Origin of the sequence: Streptomyces sp. NPDC053493 (assembly GCF_044544825.1) — a bacterium.
Lineage (GTDB): Bacteria > Actinomycetota > Actinomycetes > Streptomycetales > Streptomycetaceae > Streptomyces.
This window is the reverse complement of the sequence record NZ_JBITXS010000006.1, coordinates 320,933-341,035: the sequence shown is the minus strand read 5'-3', so window position 1 is coordinate 341,035 and position 20,103 is coordinate 320,933. Positions and strand designations below refer to the sequence as shown.

The window sequence follows — 20,103 nt, the reverse complement described above, 5'->3', positions numbered from 1 at the left end:
TCCCTGGTCTGGGCACATACGTGCAGCACGCGAACGACCCACCGCCGCTCCGGGAGGTCCCGGTGGTGGTGGGTTGCCCGCGACACCTTCGAAGGTGCGCGACGCTCCTGGAGACCCCGCCCGAAGGCCGGGAATCCGGCTGACTGTCCCGCTCTGGTGATGTCGGCCGAAGCCGGACACGGGACGCAGCACTTCCGACGAGTGTACCGGGTCCGCCGGGAGCCGGTGCACCAGGGCCGCGCGCGGGCCCGGAGGGCGCCGGGCCGGGGCGGCGCACGGGCCCGTAGGCCCCAGGCCCGTCCTCGCGCCGCCGGTCAGCCGCCCTCGCCCTTGAGGCGCTCGCGCACCTTCTCCACCACGTCCGCGTAGCGCGCCTCGGCGCCGTAGCGGGTCGGCTCGTAGTAGCGCTTGCCGTGGACGGCGTCCGGGGCGTACTGCTGGGGCGCGATGGCACCGGGGACGTCGTGCGGGTAGACGTAGCCCTGGGCGTGGCCGAGCTTGGCGGCGCCCTTGTAGTGGCCGTCGCGCAGGTGGGGCGGGACCGGGCCCGCGAGGCCGCCCTGGACGTCGGCCCGCGCGGCGAAGATCGCGTTGGTGGCCGCGTTGGACTTCGGGGCGAGCGCGAGGGCGATGGTGGCGTGGCTGAGGGTCAGCGCCGCCTCCGGGAAGCCGATCATGGCCACGGCCTGTGCGGCGGCCACGGCCAGCGGCAGGGCGTTCGGGTCGGCGAGGCCGATGTCCTCGCTCGCCGAGATCATCAGGCGCCGGGCGATGAACCGCGGGTCCTCGCCGGCCTCGATCATCCGGGCCAGGTAGTGCAGCGCCGCGTCCACGTCGGAGCCGCGGATCGACTTGATGAGGGCGCTCGCCACGTCGTAGTGCTGGTCGCCGTCCCGGTCGTACTTCACCGCCGCGCGGTCGACGGTCTCCTCGACCGTCTCCAGGCTGATCTCCGCGTCCTGCTTGGCGAGGGCCGCGCCGGCCGCCGCCTCCAGGGCGGTCAGGGCGCGCCGGGCGTCGCCGCCTGCGATCCGCAGCAGATGGGCCTCGGCGTCCTCGGCCAGGGTGACCGCGCCGCCCAGGCCCCGCTCCTCGTCGAGGGCGCGGTGCAGCAGCCCGCGCAGGTCCTCGTCGGTGAGCGGCTCCAGGGTGAGCAGCAGCGAGCGGGAGAGCAGCGGGGAGATGACCGAGAAGTACGGGTTCTCGGTGGTGGCGGCGATCAGGGTCACCCAGCGGTTCTCCACGGCCGGCAGCAGCGAGTCCTGCTGGGCCTTGGAGAAGCGGTGGATCTCGTCGAGGAAGAGGACGGTCTCCTTGCCGAAGCCGCCGGCGGCCCGCCGGGCCCCGTCGATGACGGCGCGGACCTCCTTGACGCCGGCGGTGATCGCGGAGAGCTCCACGAAGCGCTTGTTGGTGGCCTTCGAGACCACGTAGGCGAGGGTGGTCTTCCCGGTGCCGGGCGGGCCCCAGAGGATCACCGAGGAGGGCCCGGCGGGGCCGCCGGCGCCGTCGCCGACGAGCCGGCGCAGCGGCGAGCCCGGCTTGAGCAGGTGCTGCTGGCCCACGACCTCGTCGAGGGTGCGCGGGCGCATCCGCACGGCCAGCGGGCTGCTGGCCGGGTCCTTCTCCTGGCGTTCTTCGGCGGCTGCCGTAAAGAGGTCGGGCTCCACGCTCTGAAGCCTAAGTCAGACCACCGACAGTCCCGGCGGCCCGGCCTCGGCTCAGCTGGTCCAGAAGTCCCACCAGCGGGTCAGGATCAGCATGCCGATGATGCCGATGTGCAGCACCGGCAGGACCCAGGTGAACTCGTCGAGGAAGGTCCGCAGGCCGGCCGGGGCGCGCAGCACGCCGTGGCGCACGTTGTGCGAGGTGGTGTACCAGAACATGAGGATGGTGGCGACCCAGGCGAGGCAGCACCACAGGCACAGGGCGTTGATCTCGTACAGCGACTGGGTCATGAGCCAGGTGCAGAACCCGACGCCGAAGAGGGTGCCGGCGTTGAGGCCGAGCCAGTACCAGCGGCGGTAGCGGGCGCCGGCCAGCAGGCCGACGCCGATGGCGACCACGACGGCGTACGTGACGAGGCCGAGCATCGGGTTGGGGAAGCCGAAGGCGGCGGCCTGTTCGCTCTTCATCACGCTGCCGCAGGACACGATCGGGTTGAGGCTGCAGCCGGGCGTGAAGTTCGGGTCCTCGAGGAGCTTGAACTTGTCGAGCGTGATCACCCAGGACGCGAGGACACCGGCGGCGCCGGTGATCACCAGGAGCCAGGCGAAGGCCCGGCCGGCCCCGACGGTGCGGGTGTCGTCCCGACCGGCGGTCTTGTTCGCGGCCGCTGCTTTCGTCATGTCGCTCTACTCGCTCTTCGTCGTTCCGGGGCTCCCTGACCGGGCACGGTCATTGTGCCGCACAGGGTGGCACGGCCCGTGTTCGAGGGCGGTAAGGAGCGGGGCCCGGTCCGCGACGGGCGCGGGCCGGGCCCCTTTCCGTACGACTCGGTACGGCGGTGCGGCGGTACGGCGGTGCCGCACGGCTCAGGCGAGCTTCGCCTTCACCACGTCCACCAGCTCGTCGAGGGCGACGGCCTGCTGCTCGCCGGACTCCATGTCCTTGAGCTGGACCACGCCCTCGGCGAGGTCGCGCTCGCCGGCGACGACGGTGAAGCGGGCGCCGGAGCGGTTGGCGTCCTTCATCGCGCCCTTCAGGCCCTTGCCGCCGTAGCCGAAGTCGGCGGCGACGCCCTCCTTGCGCAGCCGGGTGACCGCGCCGAAGAGCACCCGGCGGGCCTCCTCGCCGATCGCGACGGCGAAGACGCTGGTCGGTGCCGGGATGTCGAGCTCGACGCCCTCGGCCTGCAGGGCGAGGACCGTGCGGTCCACGCCGAGCGCCCAGCCGACGGACGGCAGCGCGGGGCCGCCGATCATCTCGGACAGGCCGTCGTAGCGGCCGCCGCCGCCGACCGCGGACTGCGAGCCGAGGCCGTCGTGGACGAACTCGAAGGTGGTCCGGGTGTAGTAGTCCAGGCCGCGCACGAGCTTCGGGTCGTCCTCGAAGGCCACGCCCGCCGCGGTGATCAGCGCGCGCACCTCCTCGTGGTACGCCTTGCACGCGTCGCACAGGTAGTCGCGCAGCAGCGGCGCGCCGACGAGCTGCTTCTGCACGGCCTCGCGCTTGTCGTCGAGGACGCGCAGCGGGTTGATCTCGGCCCGGCGCAGCGTCTCCTCGTCGAGGTCGAGCCCGCGCAGGAAGGTCTGCAGCGCCTCCCGGTAGACCGGGCGGCACTCCTTGTCGCCGAGCGAGTTCAGCAGGATGCGGAAGTCGCGCAGGCCGAGGGAGCGGTAGGCGTCGTCGGCCAGGATGATCAGCTCGGCGTCGAGCGCCGGGTCCTCGGCGCCGATCGCCTCGGCGCCGACCTGCGAGAAGTGGCGGTAGCGGCCCTTCTGCGGGCGCTCGTAACGGTAGTAGGAGCCGGAGTACCAGAGCTTGACCGGCAGGTTGCCCTGCTTGTGCAGGCTGGCCTCCAGGGCCGCGCGCAGCACGGAGGCGGTGCCCTCGGGACGCAGGGCCAGCTTGTCGCCGCCCTTGGTCTCGAAGGCGTACATCTCCTTGGTCACGATGTCGGTGGACTCGCCGACACCGCGGGCGAACAGGTTCACGTCCTCGAAGCCGGGCGTCTCGACGTAGCCGTAGCCGGCCTTCCGCAGCGGCGCGGAGATCGCGTCCCGGACCGCCAGGTAGGTGGCGGAGAAGGGCGGGATCAGGTCGTACGTGCCCTTGGGGGCCTTGAAGGTGCTCACGTGGGTCTCGTCACATTCCTCGTCGGGGAGCGTCGGCGCTCCCGAGGCCGGCGGCCACCTGCCGCAGATAGGGGTTGGTGGCGCGCTCCTGGCCGATGGTCGTCTGGGGACCGTGCCCCGACAGCACCACGGTCGAGTTGTCGAGCGGCAGGCACACGCGGGCCAGCGACTCGAGCATGTCGTCCATGTCACCGCCGGGCAGGTCGGTGCGTCCGATGGAGCCGGCGAACAGCAGGTCTCCGGAGAAGAACACGGAGGGGACCTCCGTGGTCTCCGGCGTCCGGAAGGTCACCGACCCCTTGGTATGACCGGGCGCGTGCGCGACGGAGAACTCCAGTCCCGCGAGCTTCAGCTCGGCGCCGTCGGTGAGCTCGTGCACGTCGTCCGGCTCGCCCACGGTCAGCTCGCCCATGAGGGGCATCCCGATGGAGCGGCCGAGGGCCTTCTCCGGGTCGCTCATCATGTACCGGTCGGCGGGGTGGATCCACGCGGGTACGTCATGGGCGCCGCAGACCGGGACGACGGAGGCGACGTGGTCGATGTGGCCATGGGTGAGGACCACCGCGACGGGCTTGAGCCGATGCTTCTTCAGCGTCTCCTCGACTCCCTGGGCGGCCTGGTGGCCCGGGTCGATGATGACGCACTCCTCGCCTGCGGCGGGGGCGACCAGATAGCAGTTGGTGCCCCAGGCCCCGGCGGGGAACCCGGCAATCAGCACGATCGTCCTCATTTGTCGTCCGGCAGATGGCTGCGGCGGTGCGCTGTGCAGCGGAATGCAGCAGATCAGAGCCTACCGGCGGTGCGTATTCCACAGCCAACCCGTATACGGTACGGGCACATCCGACCAGGACAGAACAGACGACCGACAAGGAGCGGACCCGGTGGTCACCAGCGATCAGCGGCGGCGGCAGCTCGCCAGGGAGAAGTACGCGCGGCAGCAGCAGCGGCGCGCGGAGGCGCGACGCAGGACGCGGCGGAACACCGTCATCGCCTCGTCGCTCGCGGTGGTGCTCGCCGCCGGCGGTGCGGTGTGGGCGTCGGTGGCGCTGACCGGTGACGAGTCGGGCTCCGACAACGTGGCGTCCGAGGCGACGAAGACGCCGGGACCGGAGCAGAGCCCGTCCTCGCAGGCCGAGCCGGCGATGACGATCGACAAGAAGGCCACGTACACGATGGCCCTCACGACCAACGTCGGCGACATCACCGTCACGATGGACGCGGCGAAGGCCCCGCACACGGTGAACTCCTTCAAGCACCTCGCCGACAAGAAGTACTTCGACGGGACGAAGTGCCACCGCCTCACCACCTCGGGCATCTTCGTGCTCCAGTGCGGCGACCCGAAGGGCGACGGCACCGGCGGCCCGGGCTACTCCATCCCGGACGAGAACCTGACCGGCCTCGGCAAGGCCGGCAAGGACGGCTCGGTGACTTACCCGAAGGGCACGGTGGCGATGGCCAACGCGGGCCCGGGCACCGGCGGCAGCCAGTTCTTCCTCGTCTACAAGGACACCAAGCTGCCGCCGAACTACACGCCGTTCGGCACCTTCGACGCGGCCGGCGTCAAGGTCGTCGAGGAGGTCGCCAAGGCCGGTGTCGCGGGCGGCGCGGGCGACGGCGCCCCGCAGAAGGCGGTCACGATCCAGAAGGCCGCCGTCATCAAGAAGTGAGGCGGCGGCGGCCCGGGCCGTGGCCCGGTCGCGAACCGAGCCACGGCCCGGGAACCACACCTGCGCGTGACCGTTGAATTTCGGTCGTGCTGAGTGCGGACAGCCGGGCCGCCGTTCGCCTAGATTGGCGTTGTACAGCGCAGGCCGTCGGCCGCGTTGTGGAGGGCGGGCGAAGACCCGCCGGGAAACCGTGGACGATGCCAGGGGGCGGGAGCCCCACGTCGGCATCATGTTGAGGAGGCGCTGTGAGCAGCGACCCGTGGGGCCGCGTCGACGAGACGGGCACCGTGTACGTGCGTACGGCCGAGGGCGAGAAGGTCGTCGGATCGTGGCAGGCCGGCAGCCCCGAGGAGGCGCTGGCCTACTTCGAGCGCAAGTACGAGGGCCTGGTGGTCGAGATCGGCCTCCTCGAGAAGCGGGTGAGGACCACCGACCTCTCGGCCAAGGACGCCACGGCGGCCATCGACCACATCCGCCAGCAGGTCCGGGAGCACCACGCGGTGGGCGACCTGGCCGCGCTGTCGGCCCGGCTCGACAAGCTGACCGAGACGGTCGAGTCGCGTCGCGAGGAGCGCAAGGCCCAGAAGGCGAAGCAGGCCGACGAGGCGCGCTCCGCCAAGGAGGCCCTGGTCACCGAGGCCGAGGAGCTGGCGCAGAGCGAGCAGTGGCGCGCGGCGGGCGAGCGGCTGCGGGCGCTCGTGGACACCTGGAAGGGCCTGCCGCGGCTCGACCGGAAGTCGGACGACGAGCTGTGGCACCGCTTCTCGCACGCCCGCTCGGCCTTCTCCAAGCGTCGCAAGGCCCACTTCGCGGCGCTGGACGCGCAGCGCGAGGACGCCCGCAAGGCGAAGGAGCGGCTGGTCGCCGAGGCCGAGTCGCTGTCGAACTCCACCGACTGGGGCGCGACGGCCGCGCGCTACCGCGAGCTGATGGCGGACTGGAAGGCTGCGGGCCGCGCCCAGCGCGAGCACGAGGACGAGCTGTGGAACCGCTTCCGCGGCGCGCAGGACGTGTTCTTCGCGGCCCGCGGCGAGGTGTTCGCGGAGCGTGACGCCGAGCAGACCGAGAACCTCAAGCTGAAGGAGGAGCTCGCGGTCGAGGCGGAGAAGCTGGTGCCGGTGACGGACCTGAAGGCGGCCCGTGCGGCCTTCCGTTCCATCAACGAGCGCTGGGAGGCCATCGGCCACGTCCCGCGTGACGCCCGCCCGAAGGTCGAGGGCCGGATGCACGCGGTGGAGCGGGCGATCCAGGACGCCGAGGAGGCGGAGTGGCGCCGCACCAACCCGGAGGCGCGGGCGCGTGCCGCGGGTCTTACGGGTCAGCTGCAGGACGCGGTGGACAAGCTGCAGAAGCAGATCGACGCCGCCCGTGCGGCGGGCAACGACGCCAAGGCCGACAAGCTCGCCAAGGAGCTCGAGGGGCGTCAGGCGCTGCTCGACCAGGCGCTGAAGGGCCTGCAGGAGTTCGGCGGCTGATGCCGTAGACGTACGTACGAGAAGGGCCCCCGGCGCGTGCCGGGGGCCCTTCTCGTACGCCGTGGTTACGGGCGCCGGGCGCTGGTGACGCGGTACACGTCGTAGACGCCCTCCACGCCCCGCACCGCCTTCAGGACGTGCCCGAGGTGCTTCGGGTCGCCCATCTCGAAGGTGAAGCGCGAGGTGGCCACCCGGTCGCGGGAGGTCTGCACGGCCGCGGACAGGATGTTGACGTGCTGGTCCGACAGGACGCGGGTGACGTCCGAGAGCAGCCGGGAGCGGTCCAGGGCCTCGACCTGGATGGCGACGAGGAAGACCGAGGACTGGGTGGGCGCCCACTCGACGTCCAGGATCCGCTCGGGCTCGCGCGACAGCGACTCGACGTTGACGCAGTCGCTGCGGTGGACCGAGACGCCGCTGCCGCGGGTGACGAAGCCGATGATCGGGTCGCCGGGCACCGGGGTGCAGCAGCGGGCGAGCTTCACCCACACGTCCTCGACGCCCTTGACCACCACGCCCGGGTCGGCGCTGGAGCGGCGCTTGGAGCGGCCGCGGGTCGGCGGGGCGGTCTCGGCGATGTCCTCGGTGGCGGCCTCCTCGCCGCCGAGGGCCTGCACCAGCTTCTGGACGATGGACTGGGCGGTGACGTGGCCCTCGCCGATCGCCGCGTACAGCGAGGAGATGTCGCTGTAGCGCATCTCGTGGGCCAGGGTGACGAGCGAGTCGCCGGTCAGGATCCGCTGGATCGGCAGGTTCTGCTTGCGCATGGCCCGCGCGATGGCGTCCTTGCCCTGCTCGATGGCCTCGTCGCGGCGCTCCTTGGAGAACCAGGCGCGGATCTTGTTGCGGGCGCGGGGCGACTTGACGAAGCCCAGCCAGTCCCGGGACGGTCCGGCGCCGGCCGCCTTGGAGGTGAAGACCTCGACGAGGTCGCCGTTGTCGAGGGTCGACTCCAGTGGCACGAGCCGGCCGTTGACCCGGGCGCCTATGGTGCGGTGGCCGACCTCGGTGTGGACGGCGTAGGAGAAGTCGACCGGGGTGGCGCCGGCGGGCAGCGCGATGACGTCGCCCTTGGGCGTGAAGACGAAGACCTCGTTGCGCGACAGGTCGAAGCGCAGGGACTCCAGGAACTCGCCCGGGTCCTCGGTCTCCTTCTGCCAGTCGAGCAGCTGGCGCAGCCACGCCATGTCGTTGAGGTGGTCGTCCTTGCCGCCGCTCCTGGGCACGTCGGTGCGGACCTTGGAGGCGCCGGCGACGGCCTCCTGCTTGTACTTCCAGTGCGCGGCGATGCCGTACTCGGCGCGGCGGTGCATGTCGAAGGTGCGGATCTGCAGTTCGACGGGCTTGCCGTTGGGGCCGATGACGGTGGTGTGCAGCGACTGGTACATGTTGAACTTCGGCATCGCGATGTAGTCCTTGAACCGGCCGGGGACCGGGTTCCATCGCGCGTGGACGGTGCCGAGGGCCGCGTAGCAGTCGCGGACGGTGTCCACGAGGACGCGGATGCCGACCAGGTCGTAGATCTCCGCGAAGTCACGGCCGCGGACGATCATCTTCTGGTAGACGCTGTAGTAGTGCTTGGGGCGGCCGGTGACGGTGGCCTTGATACGGGCGGCGCGCAGGTCGGCCTGGACCTCGTCGGTCACTATGGCGAGGTACTCGTCGCGCTTGGGCGCGCGCTCGGCGACGAGGCGGACGATCTCGTCGTACATCTTGGGGTAGAGGATCGCGAAGGCGAGGTCCTCCAGCTCCCACTTGATGGTGTTCATGCCCAGCCGGTGCGCCAGCGGGGCGTAGATCTCGAGCGTCTCGCGGGCCTTCTTCTCCTGCTTCTCCCGCTTCAGATAGCGCATGGTGCGCATGTTGTGCAGGCGGTCGGCGAGCTTGATGACCAGGACGCGCGGGTCCTTGGCCATGGCGACGACCATCTTGCGGACGGTCTCGGCCTGGGCGGCCTCGCCGAACTTGACCTTGTCGAGCTTGGTGACGCCGTCGACGAGCAGGGCGACCTGGTCGCCGAAGTCGCGGCGCAGGGTGTCGAGTCCGTATTCGGTGTCCTCGACGGTGTCGTGGAGCAGCCCGGCCATCAGCGTGGCGGGGTCCATGCCGAGCTCGGCGAGGATGGTGGTGACGGCGAGCGGGTGGGTGATGTACGGGTCGCCGCTCTTGCGCTTCTGGCCGCGGTGCCAGCGCTCGGCGACCTGGTAGGCCCGCTCGATCTGGCGCAAAGTCGCCGTTTCGATCTTCGGGTCGTTGGAGCGGACGATCCGCAGCAGCGGTTCGAGGACCGGGTTGTACGGGGAGGAGCGCTGGACGCCGAGGCGGGCGAGCCGGGCGCGGACGCGGCTGGAGGAGCCGCCCGAGCGGGCGGGCGGGGCCGGCGTGGGCCTGGCGGACGGGGCCGGTGCGGGCGCCGCGGGCCTGGGCCTGGTCTCCGCAGGCTGGTTCTGGGGCGCGGCGGCTTCCGGCGCGGCCTGGTCGGCCTTCTTGTCGGGCTGCGCGGCGGAGAGTGGCTGGGCCTCGTCTGGCAAGAGCGCTCCTCTGGGGTCCCCCCGGACAGGGATCTGGGGGAGGTTCCGGGTCCCCCGGTCAGGCCCGGAAAGGCCATCGTATCGACCTGGCAGCGCGTGTGCTCACGCGCCTGCGGGCTGAGACGCCGCCGGGAGGGCCATGGTGCCCCACCGGATGCCTTTCGCGGGACCTGTCCGGAAAACGACGGGGGCGGCCCGGGGAATTCCCCGGGCCGCCCCTCGTGCGAGGTCCGGTCCCGTCAGACGGTGACGAGCGCGGTGAGCGGAGCGCCGGCCAGGGCCGGCTCCAGCCGGGCCCGGCCGGGCAGGAAGCCCAGCTCCATCAGGACCGCGACGCCGGCGACCTCGGCCCCGGCCCGCCGGATGAGCTCCAGCGATGCCTCGGCGGTGCCGCCGGTGGCGAGGACGTCGTCGATGACCATGACCCGGTCGCCCGTGGCCAGGTCCTCGGCGTGCACCTCGATCTCCGCGGTGCCGTACTCCAGCTCGTAGGCCTGCCGCAGGGTGGCCCCGGGCAGCTTGCCGGCCTTGCGGACCGGGATGAAGCCCAGTCCGGCGCGGACGGCGACCGGCGCGGCCAGGATGAAGCCGCGGGCCTCCAGGCCGACGATCTTCGTGGCGCCGGCCTCGGCGCACAGCCGGGCGAGGGCGTCGGTGAGCGCCGTGAAGGCCTCCGGGTCCGCCAGCAGCGGAGTGATGTCCTTGAACAGCACTCCCGGCTTCGGGTAGTCGGGGACGTCCCGGATACGGCTGACGAGCAGCTCGGTGACGCTCTGCGCCTCGGCGGTCATCCGCGGCGCTCCGTGGAGCGGCCGCGGCGGGCGCGCTGGCCGACGACGGCCGGCTCGGCGTCCACCGGGTCGGTGCCGTCCTCGACGTCCTCGCCCTTGGCGGCAGCGGCGGCCCGCTTGGCGAGCACCTTCTTGCGCAGGGCCCGCATCGCCGGCTCGCGCTCCTTGAGGTCGGCGACGAGCGGGGTGGCGATGAAGATCGAGGAGTACGCGCCGGCGGCGAGACCCACGAACAGCGACAGCGAGATGTCGTTGAGCATGCCGGCGCCGAGGACGCCGCCGCCGATGAAGAGCAGACCGGCGACCGGCAGCAGGGCCACGACCGTGGTGTTGATCGAACGGACCAGGGTGCTGTTGATCGAGCGGTTGGCGATGTCGCTGTAGGTCCAGCGGGTCTGCTGGGTGATGCCCTTCGTCTGCTCCTTGAGGGAGTCGAAGACGACGACGGTGTCGTAGAGCGAGTAACCGAGGATCGTCAGCAGACCGATGACCGTACCGACCGTGACCTCGAAGCCGACCAGCGAGTAGATGCCGACGGTGATGGTGAGGTCGTGGATCAGCGCGACGAGGGCCGCGACGGCCATCCGCCATTCGAAGGCGATGGCGAGGTAGATCACCACGAGGATCATGAAGACCGCGAGGCCGGTCCAGGCCTTGGTGGCGATCTGCTCACCCCAGCTGGGGCCGACGATCTCCGCGGCGATCTTGGCCTCGGGGACGCTCAGGTCCTTGGCGAGCTCCGCGCGGACCTGGTCGGACTTGGCGGTGTCGAGGCCGCCGACCTGGATGCGCAGCGAGCCGCTGCCGAGCTTCTGCACGAGCGCGTCGTGGCCGGAGGCCTCTTCCGCGTACTCCTGCGCCTGCGAGACGGAGACGTCCGTCTTCGGGGTGGTGAAGACGGCACCGCCCTGGAACTCGATGCCCATGTTCAGGCCGCGGACCGCGAGGGCGACGATCGCCGTGATGGTGATCAGGATCGAGATGCCGTACCAGATCCTGCGGTTGCCGATGAAGTCGTAGCCGACCTCGCCTCGGTGGAGCCGGGCGCCGAGATCTCCGAGCTTCGACATCTCACGCCTCCTTCGTGTCGACAGGGCCAGCGGCGGTAACGGACTGACGGCGGGAGCGGCGCAGCGGCGGCTTGGCGCCGAGGCTCTTCGGGTCCAGGCCGGACCACTTGTGGCCGTTGCCGAAGAACTTCGTCCGGGCGAGGAGCGTCATCACCGGCTTGGTGAAGAGGAACACCACGACGATGTCGAGCAGGGTGGTCAGGCCGAGCGTGAACGCGAAGCCCTTGACCTTGCCGACGGTGACGATGAACAGCACCGCGGCGGCCAGGAACGACACGAAGTCGGAGACCAGGATGGTGCGGCGGGCGCGCGGCCAGGCGCGCTCGACGGCCGGGCGCAGGGTGCGGCCCTCGCGGATCTCGTCGCGGATGCGCTCGAAGTACACGATGAACGAGTCCGCGGTGATGCCGATGGCCACGATGGCGCCGCAGACGGCCGGCAGGTTCAGCGCGAAGCCGATGGCCGGGCCGAGGAGGGCCATGAGCACGTAGGTGAGCAGGGCCGAGACGGCGAGGCTGAGGATCGCGATGAACGACAGGCCGCGGTAGTAGACCACCAGGTAGAGGACGACCAGTGCGAGGCCGATGGCACCGGCGATCAGGCCCGCCTGGAGCTGCTCGCCGCCGAGGGCGGCGGTGACGGTGTCGACGCTCTGGGTGTCGAAGGTCAGCGGCAGGGCGCCGTAGGACAGGATGTTGCCGAGGTCCTGGGCGGACTGCTGGTTGAAGCTGCCGGAGATCTCGGCGCTGGCGCTCAGCGTCTGGCGGACGGACGGGGCCGAGACGACCTCGCCGTCGAGGACGATCGCGAACTGGTTCTGCGGCTCGGTCTGCTGCGACAGCTTGCTGGTGATCTTCTGGAACTTCTTCGCGCCCTCGCTCGTGAAGTCCATGGTGACGATCCACATGCCGCGCTGCTGGTCGAGGACGCCCTTGGCGTCGTCGACGTCCTTGCCGTCGACCTCGGCGGGGCCGAGCAGGTACTTCTCCCACTGGCCGATGGAGTTCTTGCCGCAGGCGACGGTGGTGTCGGTCGGCTTCACGCCCTCGCCGGCGGCGGTGCGCTGCTTGGGGTCGAGGCAGTTGAGCGCCGCGAACTTCTGCTGCAGGGCGTTGGTGGCCGGGTCACCGGACTGCGTCGGGTTCGGCGTCGTGGAGGCCTTCGGCGACGCGGAGGAGCTGGGCGTCGCGGTCGGGCTCGGGGCCTTGAGGGCCTCGGTCACGGCGCGGCCCTGCGTCGAGGCGCTCGACGAGGGAGTGGCGGTGGTGCCCTTGCCCTTGTCCTTGCCCTTGTCCGCGGTGGGAGCGGAGGCGGAGGGCTTCGGCGAGGCGGTGGAGGAGCCGCTCGGCTTGGCGCTGGGGTTCGGCTGCGGCTGCTCGGCCGCGGCGACGGCCAGGACCGGCCGGAAGTACAGCTGGGCGGTGGTGCCGACCTGCTCGCGGGCCTGCTTCTCGTTCGTCCCCTTGGGGATGTTCACGATGATGTTCTCGCGGCCCTGCGTCTGGACCTCGGCCTCCGAGACACCCAGACCGTTGACACGGCGCTCGATGATGCCGACCGCGGTGTTCATGTTGGTCTCGTTGACGGCGGACTCCTGTCCGGGCTCCGCCTTCGCCTTGAGCGTGATCGACGTGCCGCCGGCGAGGTCGATGCCCAGGCGCGGGGTGGTGTGCCCCGACCAGAACATGCCGCCGGTGAGCGCGACCATGGCGATCAGAATGAGTGCCAGGGCGCGGCCCGGCCGGCTCTGGCCCCCCGCCGGCCTTCGGCCCTTCTTCGGTGCTGCCACCTGTCGTTATCTCCCTGTCCAAACCGTCCCGCGCCGATCGGGCGTGGGACGGCCACGAAGTGTGTGGTGGGGACCTGCCCCCGCAGACGTGAAACCGTCGCCGGAGCCGCGCGCGCCGGGTCGGCGGACGCGCGGCTCCGGCCGCGAAACTACTTCGCCTCGGTCTCGCCGTCCGCCTTGCCGTCCTTGTCGCCCTTGTCGCCCTCGGCAGCGTCGGACTTCTTGGTGAGGTCGGCCTTGGTGAGGTCGGCCTTGGCGTCCGCGGTGGACTCCTCGGCTTCGGCACCGGCGGTGTCGTCCGACGACTCGGTCAGCGAGGAGGCGTCGTCGGGGACGATGGCGCCGGGCTCGTCGCCGTGGACGATGCGGTTGTACTCCGCGTCCTCCAGGACGGCACCGATCGAGTTCTTCGCGTAGACCGCGTGGACGCCGGGCGCCACCTCGAGGAGGACGGTCTCGTCGCCGATCTCCTTGACGGTGGCGTACATCCCCCCGATCGTGCGTACGCCGGTGCCGGGCTGCATCTGGTTGCGCATCTCCACCGCCTGTGCCTGCTTCTTCTTGGCAGAGCGGGTCATGAGGAACATGGCCCCGATGAGCACGATGAACGGGAGGAGCATGCCGATGTTATTCACGGGACGGAATTTCCTTCGCAAGGCCGGGGAAGACTCCGCGGCCTGATTCGGGGGTGGGTGCGCCGACCATAAGGGCGGCATCGGCGGAGTCTAGGCGAGTCCGCATCGATGGAACAACGCCCAGCATCGCACCCTGGTTCCCTAATGGGCGAGTCTCCGCGCCGTCACGCCCCGAACAGACCCTGTTGTCCCTTTCCCGCCGCGGCCCCCGTTCCGCCGCCCGCTCCCGGGCCCGCTGCCTGCGGCGGAACCAGTCCGAGGTGGGTCCAGGCCGCGGGAGTGGCGACCCGGCCACGGGGCGTGCGGGCGAGGAGTCCCTCCCGTACGAGGAAGGGCTCGGCGACCTCCTCGACGGTCTCGCGCTCCTCCCCGACCGCGACGGCGAGGGTGGACAGGCCGACCGGGCCGCCGCCGAACAGCTTGAGCAGGGCCTCGAGGACGGCGCGGTCGAGGCGGTCGAGTCCGCGGCTGTCGACCTCGTAGACGCCGAGGGCGGCGGCGGCGATCTCGCGGGTGATCACTCCGTCCGCCCTGACCTGGGCGTAGTCGCGGACGCGGCGCAGCAGCCGGTTGGCGATGCGGGGCGTGCCGCGGGAGCGGCCGGCGATCTCGGCGGCACCGTCGGTGTCGATCTCGACGTCGAGGAGTCCGGCCGAGCGGCGCACGACGCGCTCCAGCTCGTGCGGCTCGTAGAACTCCATGTGGGCGGTGAAGCCGAAGCGGTCGCGCAGCGGCGGCGGCAGCAGGCCGGCCCGGGTGGTGGCACCGACCAGGGTGAAGGGCGGCAGGTCCAGCGGGATCGCGGTGGCGCCGGGGCCCTTGCCGACGATGACGTCGACGCGGAAGTCCTCCATCGCCATGTAGAGCATCTCCTCGGCCGGCCGGGACATCCGATGGATCTCGTCGAGGAAGAGGATCTCGCCCTCCTGGAGGGAGGAGAGGATGGCGGCGAGGTCGCCGGCGTGCTGGATGGCGGGGCCGCTGGTGATCCTGATCGGGGCGTTCATCTCCGCCGCGATGATCATCGACAGGGTGGTCTTGCCGAGTCCGGGCGCGCCGGAGAGCAGCACGTGGTCGGCGGTGGCGCCGCGCTGGCGGGCGGCCTTGAGGACCAGGTCGAGCTGCTGGCGGACCTTCTCCTGGCCGACGAACTCGCTGAGGTCCTTCGGGCGCAGGGCCGCCTCGACGGCCTGGTCGTCGCCCTCGGCGGAGGCGCCGACGATGCGCTCCTCGCCGGCCGGCTCCATGTCGTCGTACGGGTTCACTGTGGTGTCGCCTTCTCGTTCGTACGCGGGGCTCAGCGGGCCCGGTTGAGGGTCTGGAGCGCGGCGCGCAGCAGCTGCGGGACGGGTGCGGAGCCGGTCTCGGCGAGCGCGGCCTCGGCCTGCGGGGTGACGGCGGCGACGGCCTCCTCCGCCTCGCGGCTCGCGTAGCCGAGGCCGACGAGGGCGGCGGAGAGCTGCTCGGTCCAGGGCGCGGGGCCGGTGGCCCCGCGCTGGGCGCCGACGAGGCCGCTGCTGCCGAGCGGCTGTCCCAGCTTGTCCTTGAGTTCGAGGAGGAGTTTCTGGGCGCCCTTCTTGCCGATGCCGGGCACGGCGGTCAGGGCCTTCTCGTCGCCGGTGGAGACCGCGAGGCGCAGGGCGTCGGGGCTGTGCACGCCGAGCATGGCCTGGGCGAGCCGCGGGCCGACGCCGCTGGCGGTCTGGAGCAGCTCGAAGACCTGGCGCTCGTCGTCGTCCGCGAAGCCGTAGAGGGTGAGGGAGTCCTCGCGGACCACCAGGGAGGTGGCGAGGCGGGCGGGCTCGCCGACGCGCAGGGTGGCGATGGTGTTCGGGGTGCACTGGACGGCCATGCCCACACCGCCGACCTCGACGACGGCGGTCGTGGGGGCGAGGGCGGCGACCGGGCCGCTGACGAAGGCGATCATGACGTGCGGCCTTTCGGGGCGTGCAGGGCGGCGGCCTGCTGCAGACGGTTCTCGGTGACGGCCTGCTGGAGGCGGTTCTGGGCGGCGGCCTGCTGCAGACGGTTTTCGTTGACGGCCTGCTGGAGGCGGTTCTGGGCGGGTGCGCGCCAGATGTGGCAGATGGCGAGCGCGAGGGCGTCGGCGGCGTCGGCCGGCTTGGGCGGGGCGGAGAGCCGGAGCAGCCGGGTGACCATCGCGCCGACCTGGGCCTTGTCGGCGCGGCCGCTGCCGGTGACGGCGGCCTTGACCTCGCTGGGCGTGTGCAGGGCGACGGGGATGCCGCGCCGGGAGGCGCAGAGCATGGCGACCGCGCTGGCCTGGGCGGTGCCCATCACCGTGCGCACGTTGTGCTGGCTGAACACCCGCTCGACGGCGACGAGTTCGGGCTCGAAGCGGTCCAGCCACTCCTCGATGCCGCGCTCGATGCCGACGAGGCGCACGCCGATGTCGGCGTCCGCGGCCGTGCGCACCACACCGACGCCGAGCATGGTCAGCGGCCGGCCGGCGACGCCCTCGACGACGCCGACGCCGCACCGGGTCAGGCCGGGGTCCACCCCGAGTACGCGCACGCCGCCCCCTCCCTGATCACCAGCGGATCGCAAGTCTGTTTGTGCAGGCTATCGGCTGCCACCGACAACGCAGCGGGCCGACGGGGTGTGTCCCGTCGGCCCGCTGCTGGGAAAGACCGCGATCAGGCGTCGACCTTGGCCATGACCTCGTCGCTGACGTCGAAGTTGGCGAAGACGTTCTGCACGTCGTCGCTGTCCTCCAGGGCGTCGATCAGCTTGAACATCTTGCGCGCGCCCTCCTCGTCGAGCTCGACCTGCATGGTCGGGACGAAGCTGGACTCGGCCGAGTCGTAGTCGATGCCGGCCTCCTGGAGCGCGGTGCGGACCGCGACCAGGTCGGTGGCCTCGCTGATGATCTCGAAGGACTCGCCGAGGTCGTTGACCTCCTCGGCACCGGCCTCGAGCACCGACTCCAGGACGTCGTCCTCGGTCAGCTCGCCCTTGGGCAGCACGACGACGCCCTTGCGGTTGAACAGGTACGAGACGGAGCCCGGGTCGGCCATGGAGCCGCCGTTGCGGGTCATGGCGACGCGGACGTCGGAGGCGGCGCGGTTGCGGTTGTCGGTGAGGCACTCGATGAGCACCGCGACACCGTTCGGGCCGTAACCCTCGTACATGATCGTCGCGTAGTCGACGCCGCCGGCCTCGAGGCCGCCGCCGCGCTTGACCGCGGAGTCGATGTTCTTGTTCGGGACCGAGCTCTTCTTCGCCTTCTGGATGGCGTCGTAGAGCGTCGGGTTGCCGTCCGGGTCGGCACCGCCGGTGCGGGCCGCGACCTCGATGTTCTTGATCAGCTTCGCGAAGAGCTTGCCGCGCTTGGCGTCGATCACGGCCTTCTTGTGCTTCGTCGTAGCCCATTTAGAGTGGCCGGACATCTGCCTGTCTCCTTCGCGTAACCAATTTCTCTACGAACCCGAGAGATCTTACCGGGACCGGGTCACCGCTCGGCGCGCACCATGTCCACGAAGAGCGCGTGGATCCGGTGATCGCCGGTGAGTTCGGGGTGGAACGAGGTCGCGAGGACCTTGTCCTGCCGCACGGCGACGATGTGGCCGTCGTGCTCGGCGAGCACCTCGACGCGGGCGCCGACCGACTCGACCCACGGCGCGCGGATGAAGACGCCCTCGACGGGAGAGTCGATCCCCGCGACGGTGACGCCCGCCTCGAAGGACTCGTTCTGCCGTCCGAAGGCGTTGCGGCGCACGATCATGTCGATGCCGCCGAAGGTCTCCTGGCCCGAACGCGGGTCGAGGATCTTGTCGGCGAGCATGATCAGGCCGGCGCAGGTGCCGTAGACCGGGAACCCGGCGGCGATGCGCTCGCGCAGCGGTTCCGTCAGGCCGAAGAGAGCGGCCAGCTTGGAGATGGTGGTGGACTCGCCACCGGGGATGACCAGGCCGTCGACCTCGGCGAGCTCCTCGGGGCGCCGGACCGGCCTGGCCACGGCGTCAGCCGCGGCCAGGGCGATCAGGTGCTCCCGTACGTCGCCCTGGAGGGCCAGGACACCAATCACGGGAGTGGTGCTCATGGGTGCTTACCAGCCCCGGTTCGCGTAGCGCTCGGCCTCGGGCAGGGTGTCGCAGTTGATGCCGACCATGGCCTCGCCCAGGTTGCGGGAGGCGTCCGCGATGATCTTCGGGTCGTCGTAGAAGGTGGTGGCCTTCACGATGGCGGCGGCGCGCTTGGCCGGGTCGCCCGACTTGAAGATGCCGGAGCCGACGAAGACGCCCTCGGCGCCGAGCTGGCGCATCAGCGCGGCGTCGGCCGGGGTGGCCACGCCACCGGCGGAGAACAGCACGACCGGCAGCTTGCCGAGCTCGGCGACCTCCTTGACGAGCTCGTACGGGGCGCGCAGCTCCTTGGCGGCGGCGAACAGCTCGTTGTTGTCGAAGCCGCGCAGCTTGGCGATCTCGTTCTTGATCTGGCGCAGGTGGCGGACGGCCTCGACGACGTTGCCGGTGCCGGCCTCGCCCTTGGAGCGGATCATGGCCGCGCCCTCGGCGATGCGGCGCAGGGCCTCGCCCAGGTTGGTGGCGCCACAGACGAAGGGGGTCGTGAAGGCCCACTTGTCGGAGTGGTTGACCTCGTCGGCCGGGGTCAGGACCTCGGACTCGTCGATGTAGTCGACGCCGAGGGACTGCAGGACCTGGGCCTCGACGAAGTGGCCGATGCGGGACTTGGCCATGACCGGGATGGAGACCGCGCCGATGATCTCTTCGATCATGTTCGGGTCGGACATGCGGGCGACGCCGCCGTCCTTGCGGATGTCCGCGGGGACCCGCTCCAGGGCCATGACGGCCACGGCGCCGGCGTCCTCGGCGATCTTCGCCTGCTCGGCGTTGACCACGTCCATGATCACGCCGCCCTTGAGCTGCTCGGCCATGCCGCGCTTGACGCGGGCGGTGCCGGTCTCGGGGGACTGGGGGGTGGTGGAAGGCGTGGCGGACACGGGGTACCTCACTTGTGACAACGGGGTTGACGACAAGAGCGAGGAAACAGGCCGGGCCCGGTCCACATCAAGGGCCAATGTGCAGCCGGTGGATCGTTTTCGCAGCTTACGAAGGTGAGAGGGCCTCAGGCAGGGCGATCCGCAAGGGCCACGGGCGGTTCGTCATCCATTTCGAAGGCCATGGGGAACGGGGCGTGACCGGCCAGCCGGAACCAGCGCACCTTGCGGTGACGCCGCAGCGCCCGCGCCGCGCGGACCGCGTCGTTGTGGAAGCGGCGCGCCATCGGCACCCGGCGCACCGCCGCGGCGAGCTCCGTGGCCGCCTCCTCGCCGCCCGGCGCCTGCCGCACCAGGTCGACCTGCTCCGGCTCGCCGAACACCGCCCGCAGCGCCTGGCTGAGCTCGCTCTCGGCGACCTCCCGCTGGTCCTCCTCGGCCTGCCGGGCGGCGTGCGCCGCCTCGTACAGGACGATCGAGGCGGCCGGGTCGAGGACTCCCGAGGTGGCCAGCTCCTGGGTGACCGAGGCGCGGCGGAGCAGCTGCGCGTCGAGCGCGGCCCGCGCGGCGTCGATGCGGGTGTGCAGCCGGTCGAGCCGGCCGGCGGTCCAGCTCAGGTAGACGCCGACGAGGATCAGCGCGACGACGGTCCAGATCAGGGTTTCGGTCACGGGCGCACAGGCTACCGGGGCGCCGGCAGCCGCCCCTGCCACACCTCCTGGTCGTGCGCGAACAAGGCCCGCACCTCCCGGCCCGCCGCCAGCTCCCCGATCCGCGCGAGCCAGGGGCGGTACGGGCTGCCGAACTCGTGCGCGAAGTCGTAGGCCTGCCCGGCAAGGAGGGTCACCCGGTCGCCGTGGTCGAGCAGCAGCGACTGGTGGCCCTCGGTGTGCCCGGGCGTGGGCACGATCCGCACGCCGGGCGCGATCACGTGCTCGCCGTCGATCTCCTCGTAACGGACGCCCGGCAGCAGCGAGTCGATGGTGTAGCCGCCGGCGCGGGCGGTGGCGAGCTCGGTGCGCTGGACGAGCACGGGCGTGTCCGGGAAGAGCTGGTTGCCGCCGATGTGGTCGAAGTGCAGATGGCAGTTGACCACGAGGTCCACGTCGTCCGGTCCGACGGGGAGCGGCCGGCGCACCGGCCGGTAGTGGGCGTCGGTCTCCGGGGACCCGGTCCCCATCCCGGTGTCGAACACCAGCGCCCCGGCGTCGTGGCGAACGAGATATCCGAGCACGGCCTCCCGCCGGTCGTGGGGCCCGCCCCATTCCTCGGCGGGCCGCGTGAACCATCCCAGGTCGAGACGTGTGATCGTCGGCATGCGGCGATCCTGCCCGGCCCCCGCGCGGCCAACCACCGCGATCCTGCCC

The 20,103-nt window shown here is 71.3% G+C and carries 19 protein-coding genes; 2 read left to right on the top strand and 17 right to left on the bottom strand.

The window, feature by feature from the left end; genetic code table 11:
- Window positions 1–314: 314 nt before the first annotated feature.
- The 4 genes from ACIGO8_RS20150 to ACIGO8_RS20135 form a co-directional block, all read right to left on the bottom strand.
- Entirely contained in the window at window positions 315–1,670 is a 1,356-nt protein-coding gene (locus ACIGO8_RS20150) for a replication-associated recombination protein A (protein ID WP_399732112.1), read from the bottom strand.
- A gap of 51 nt (window positions 1,671–1,721) precedes the next feature.
- Complete coding sequence (locus tag ACIGO8_RS20145; protein WP_399732109.1) at window positions 1,722–2,348, bottom strand: vitamin K epoxide reductase family protein; 627 nt, start codon at window positions 2,346–2,348, stop codon at window positions 1,722–1,724.
- Between the two features lie 186 nt (window positions 2,349–2,534).
- Entirely contained in the window at window positions 2,535–3,797 is a 1,263-nt protein-coding gene (hisS, locus tag ACIGO8_RS20140; RefSeq protein ID WP_399732106.1) for a histidine--tRNA ligase, read from the bottom strand.
- Window positions 3,798–3,807: 10 nt separating this feature from the next.
- Entirely contained in the window at window positions 3,808–4,515 is a 708-nt protein-coding gene (locus tag ACIGO8_RS20135) for an MBL fold metallo-hydrolase (protein ID WP_399732105.1), read from the bottom strand.
- Between the two features lie 163 nt (window positions 4,516–4,678).
- On the opposite strand from ACIGO8_RS20135, the gene ACIGO8_RS20130 reads away from it, so the two are divergent.
- Both ACIGO8_RS20130 and ACIGO8_RS20125 read left to right on the top strand, forming a co-directional pair.
- The gene (locus ACIGO8_RS20130; protein WP_399732102.1) at window positions 4,679–5,464 is read left to right on the top strand and encodes a peptidylprolyl isomerase; all 786 of its coding nucleotides are present in this window, start codon (window positions 4,679–4,681) and stop codon (window positions 5,462–5,464) included.
- A gap of 245 nt (window positions 5,465–5,709) precedes the next feature.
- The gene (locus tag ACIGO8_RS20125) at window positions 5,710–6,939 is read left to right on the top strand and encodes a DUF349 domain-containing protein (protein WP_399732100.1); all 1,230 of its coding nucleotides are present in this window, start codon (window positions 5,710–5,712) and stop codon (window positions 6,937–6,939) included.
- A gap of 65 nt (window positions 6,940–7,004) precedes the next feature.
- Here the strand turns inward: ACIGO8_RS20125 and ACIGO8_RS20120 are convergent, their stop codons facing one another.
- The 13 genes from ACIGO8_RS20120 to ACIGO8_RS20060 all read right to left on the bottom strand — a co-directional run bounded on the left by ACIGO8_RS20120 (window position 7,005) and on the right by ACIGO8_RS20060 (window position 20,054).
- Window positions 7,005–9,470 (bottom strand): RelA/SpoT family protein, encoded by a 2,466-nt coding sequence (locus ACIGO8_RS20120; RefSeq protein ID WP_399732097.1) that lies wholly within the window; start codon window positions 9,468–9,470, stop codon window positions 7,005–7,007.
- Between the two features lie 239 nt (window positions 9,471–9,709).
- On the bottom strand, window positions 9,710–10,261 hold the full coding sequence (locus ACIGO8_RS20115) for an adenine phosphoribosyltransferase (protein ID WP_399732094.1): 552 nt from the start codon (window positions 10,259–10,261) through the stop codon (window positions 9,710–9,712).
- Entirely contained in the window at window positions 10,258–11,331 is a 1,074-nt protein-coding gene (gene secF, locus ACIGO8_RS20110; RefSeq protein WP_399732092.1) for a protein translocase subunit SecF, read from the bottom strand. The genes ACIGO8_RS20115 and secF overlap by 4 nt, the downstream gene beginning before the upstream one ends.
- Window position 11,332: 1 nt before the next feature.
- A complete protein-coding gene (gene secD / locus ACIGO8_RS20105) occupies window positions 11,333–13,120 on the bottom strand; it encodes a protein translocase subunit SecD (RefSeq protein ID WP_399732090.1) in 1,788 nt (595 codons plus the stop codon).
- A gap of 149 nt (window positions 13,121–13,269) precedes the next feature.
- A complete protein-coding gene (gene yajC / locus ACIGO8_RS20100) occupies window positions 13,270–13,740 on the bottom strand; it encodes a preprotein translocase subunit YajC (protein WP_399732443.1) in 471 nt (156 codons plus the stop codon).
- A 179-nt stretch (window positions 13,741–13,919) separates the two neighbouring features.
- Window positions 13,920–15,002, bottom strand: a complete 1,083-nt coding sequence (gene ruvB, locus ACIGO8_RS20095) for a Holliday junction branch migration DNA helicase RuvB (RefSeq protein ID WP_399732441.1) — start codon at window positions 15,000–15,002, stop codon at window positions 13,920–13,922.
- Between the two features lie 50 nt (window positions 15,003–15,052).
- Window positions 15,053–15,682, bottom strand: a complete 630-nt coding sequence (ruvA, locus tag ACIGO8_RS20090) for a Holliday junction branch migration protein RuvA (protein WP_399732087.1) — start codon at window positions 15,680–15,682, stop codon at window positions 15,053–15,055.
- Window positions 15,679–16,290: a crossover junction endodeoxyribonuclease RuvC gene (ruvC, locus tag ACIGO8_RS20085; protein WP_399732084.1), complete on the bottom strand. Its 612-nt coding sequence runs from the start codon at window positions 16,288–16,290 to the stop codon at window positions 15,679–15,681. The genes ruvA and ruvC overlap by 4 nt, the downstream gene beginning before the upstream one ends.
- 122 nt (window positions 16,291–16,412) lie before the next feature.
- Window positions 16,413–17,165: a YebC/PmpR family DNA-binding transcriptional regulator gene (locus tag ACIGO8_RS20080; protein WP_399732082.1), complete on the bottom strand. Its 753-nt coding sequence runs from the start codon at window positions 17,163–17,165 to the stop codon at window positions 16,413–16,415.
- A 62-nt stretch (window positions 17,166–17,227) separates the two neighbouring features.
- Window positions 17,228–17,818 carry a pyridoxal 5'-phosphate synthase glutaminase subunit PdxT gene (pdxT, locus tag ACIGO8_RS20075; protein WP_399732079.1) on the bottom strand — a complete coding sequence of 197 codons (591 nt, stop codon included), beginning with the start codon at window positions 17,816–17,818 and terminating at the stop codon, window positions 17,228–17,230.
- A 6-nt stretch (window positions 17,819–17,824) separates the two neighbouring features.
- Window positions 17,825–18,739, bottom strand: coding sequence for a pyridoxal 5'-phosphate synthase lyase subunit PdxS (gene pdxS / locus ACIGO8_RS20070; protein ID WP_399732076.1), 915 nt, complete (start codon window positions 18,737–18,739; stop codon window positions 17,825–17,827).
- A gap of 125 nt (window positions 18,740–18,864) precedes the next feature.
- Window positions 18,865–19,407 carry a hypothetical protein gene (locus tag ACIGO8_RS20065; RefSeq protein ID WP_399732073.1) on the bottom strand — a complete coding sequence of 181 codons (543 nt, stop codon included), beginning with the start codon at window positions 19,405–19,407 and terminating at the stop codon, window positions 18,865–18,867.
- 11 nt (window positions 19,408–19,418) lie between these two features.
- Window positions 19,419–20,054 (bottom strand): MBL fold metallo-hydrolase, encoded by a 636-nt coding sequence (locus ACIGO8_RS20060; RefSeq protein WP_399732071.1) that lies wholly within the window; start codon window positions 20,052–20,054, stop codon window positions 19,419–19,421.
- Window positions 20,055–20,103: the final 49 nt, after the last annotated feature.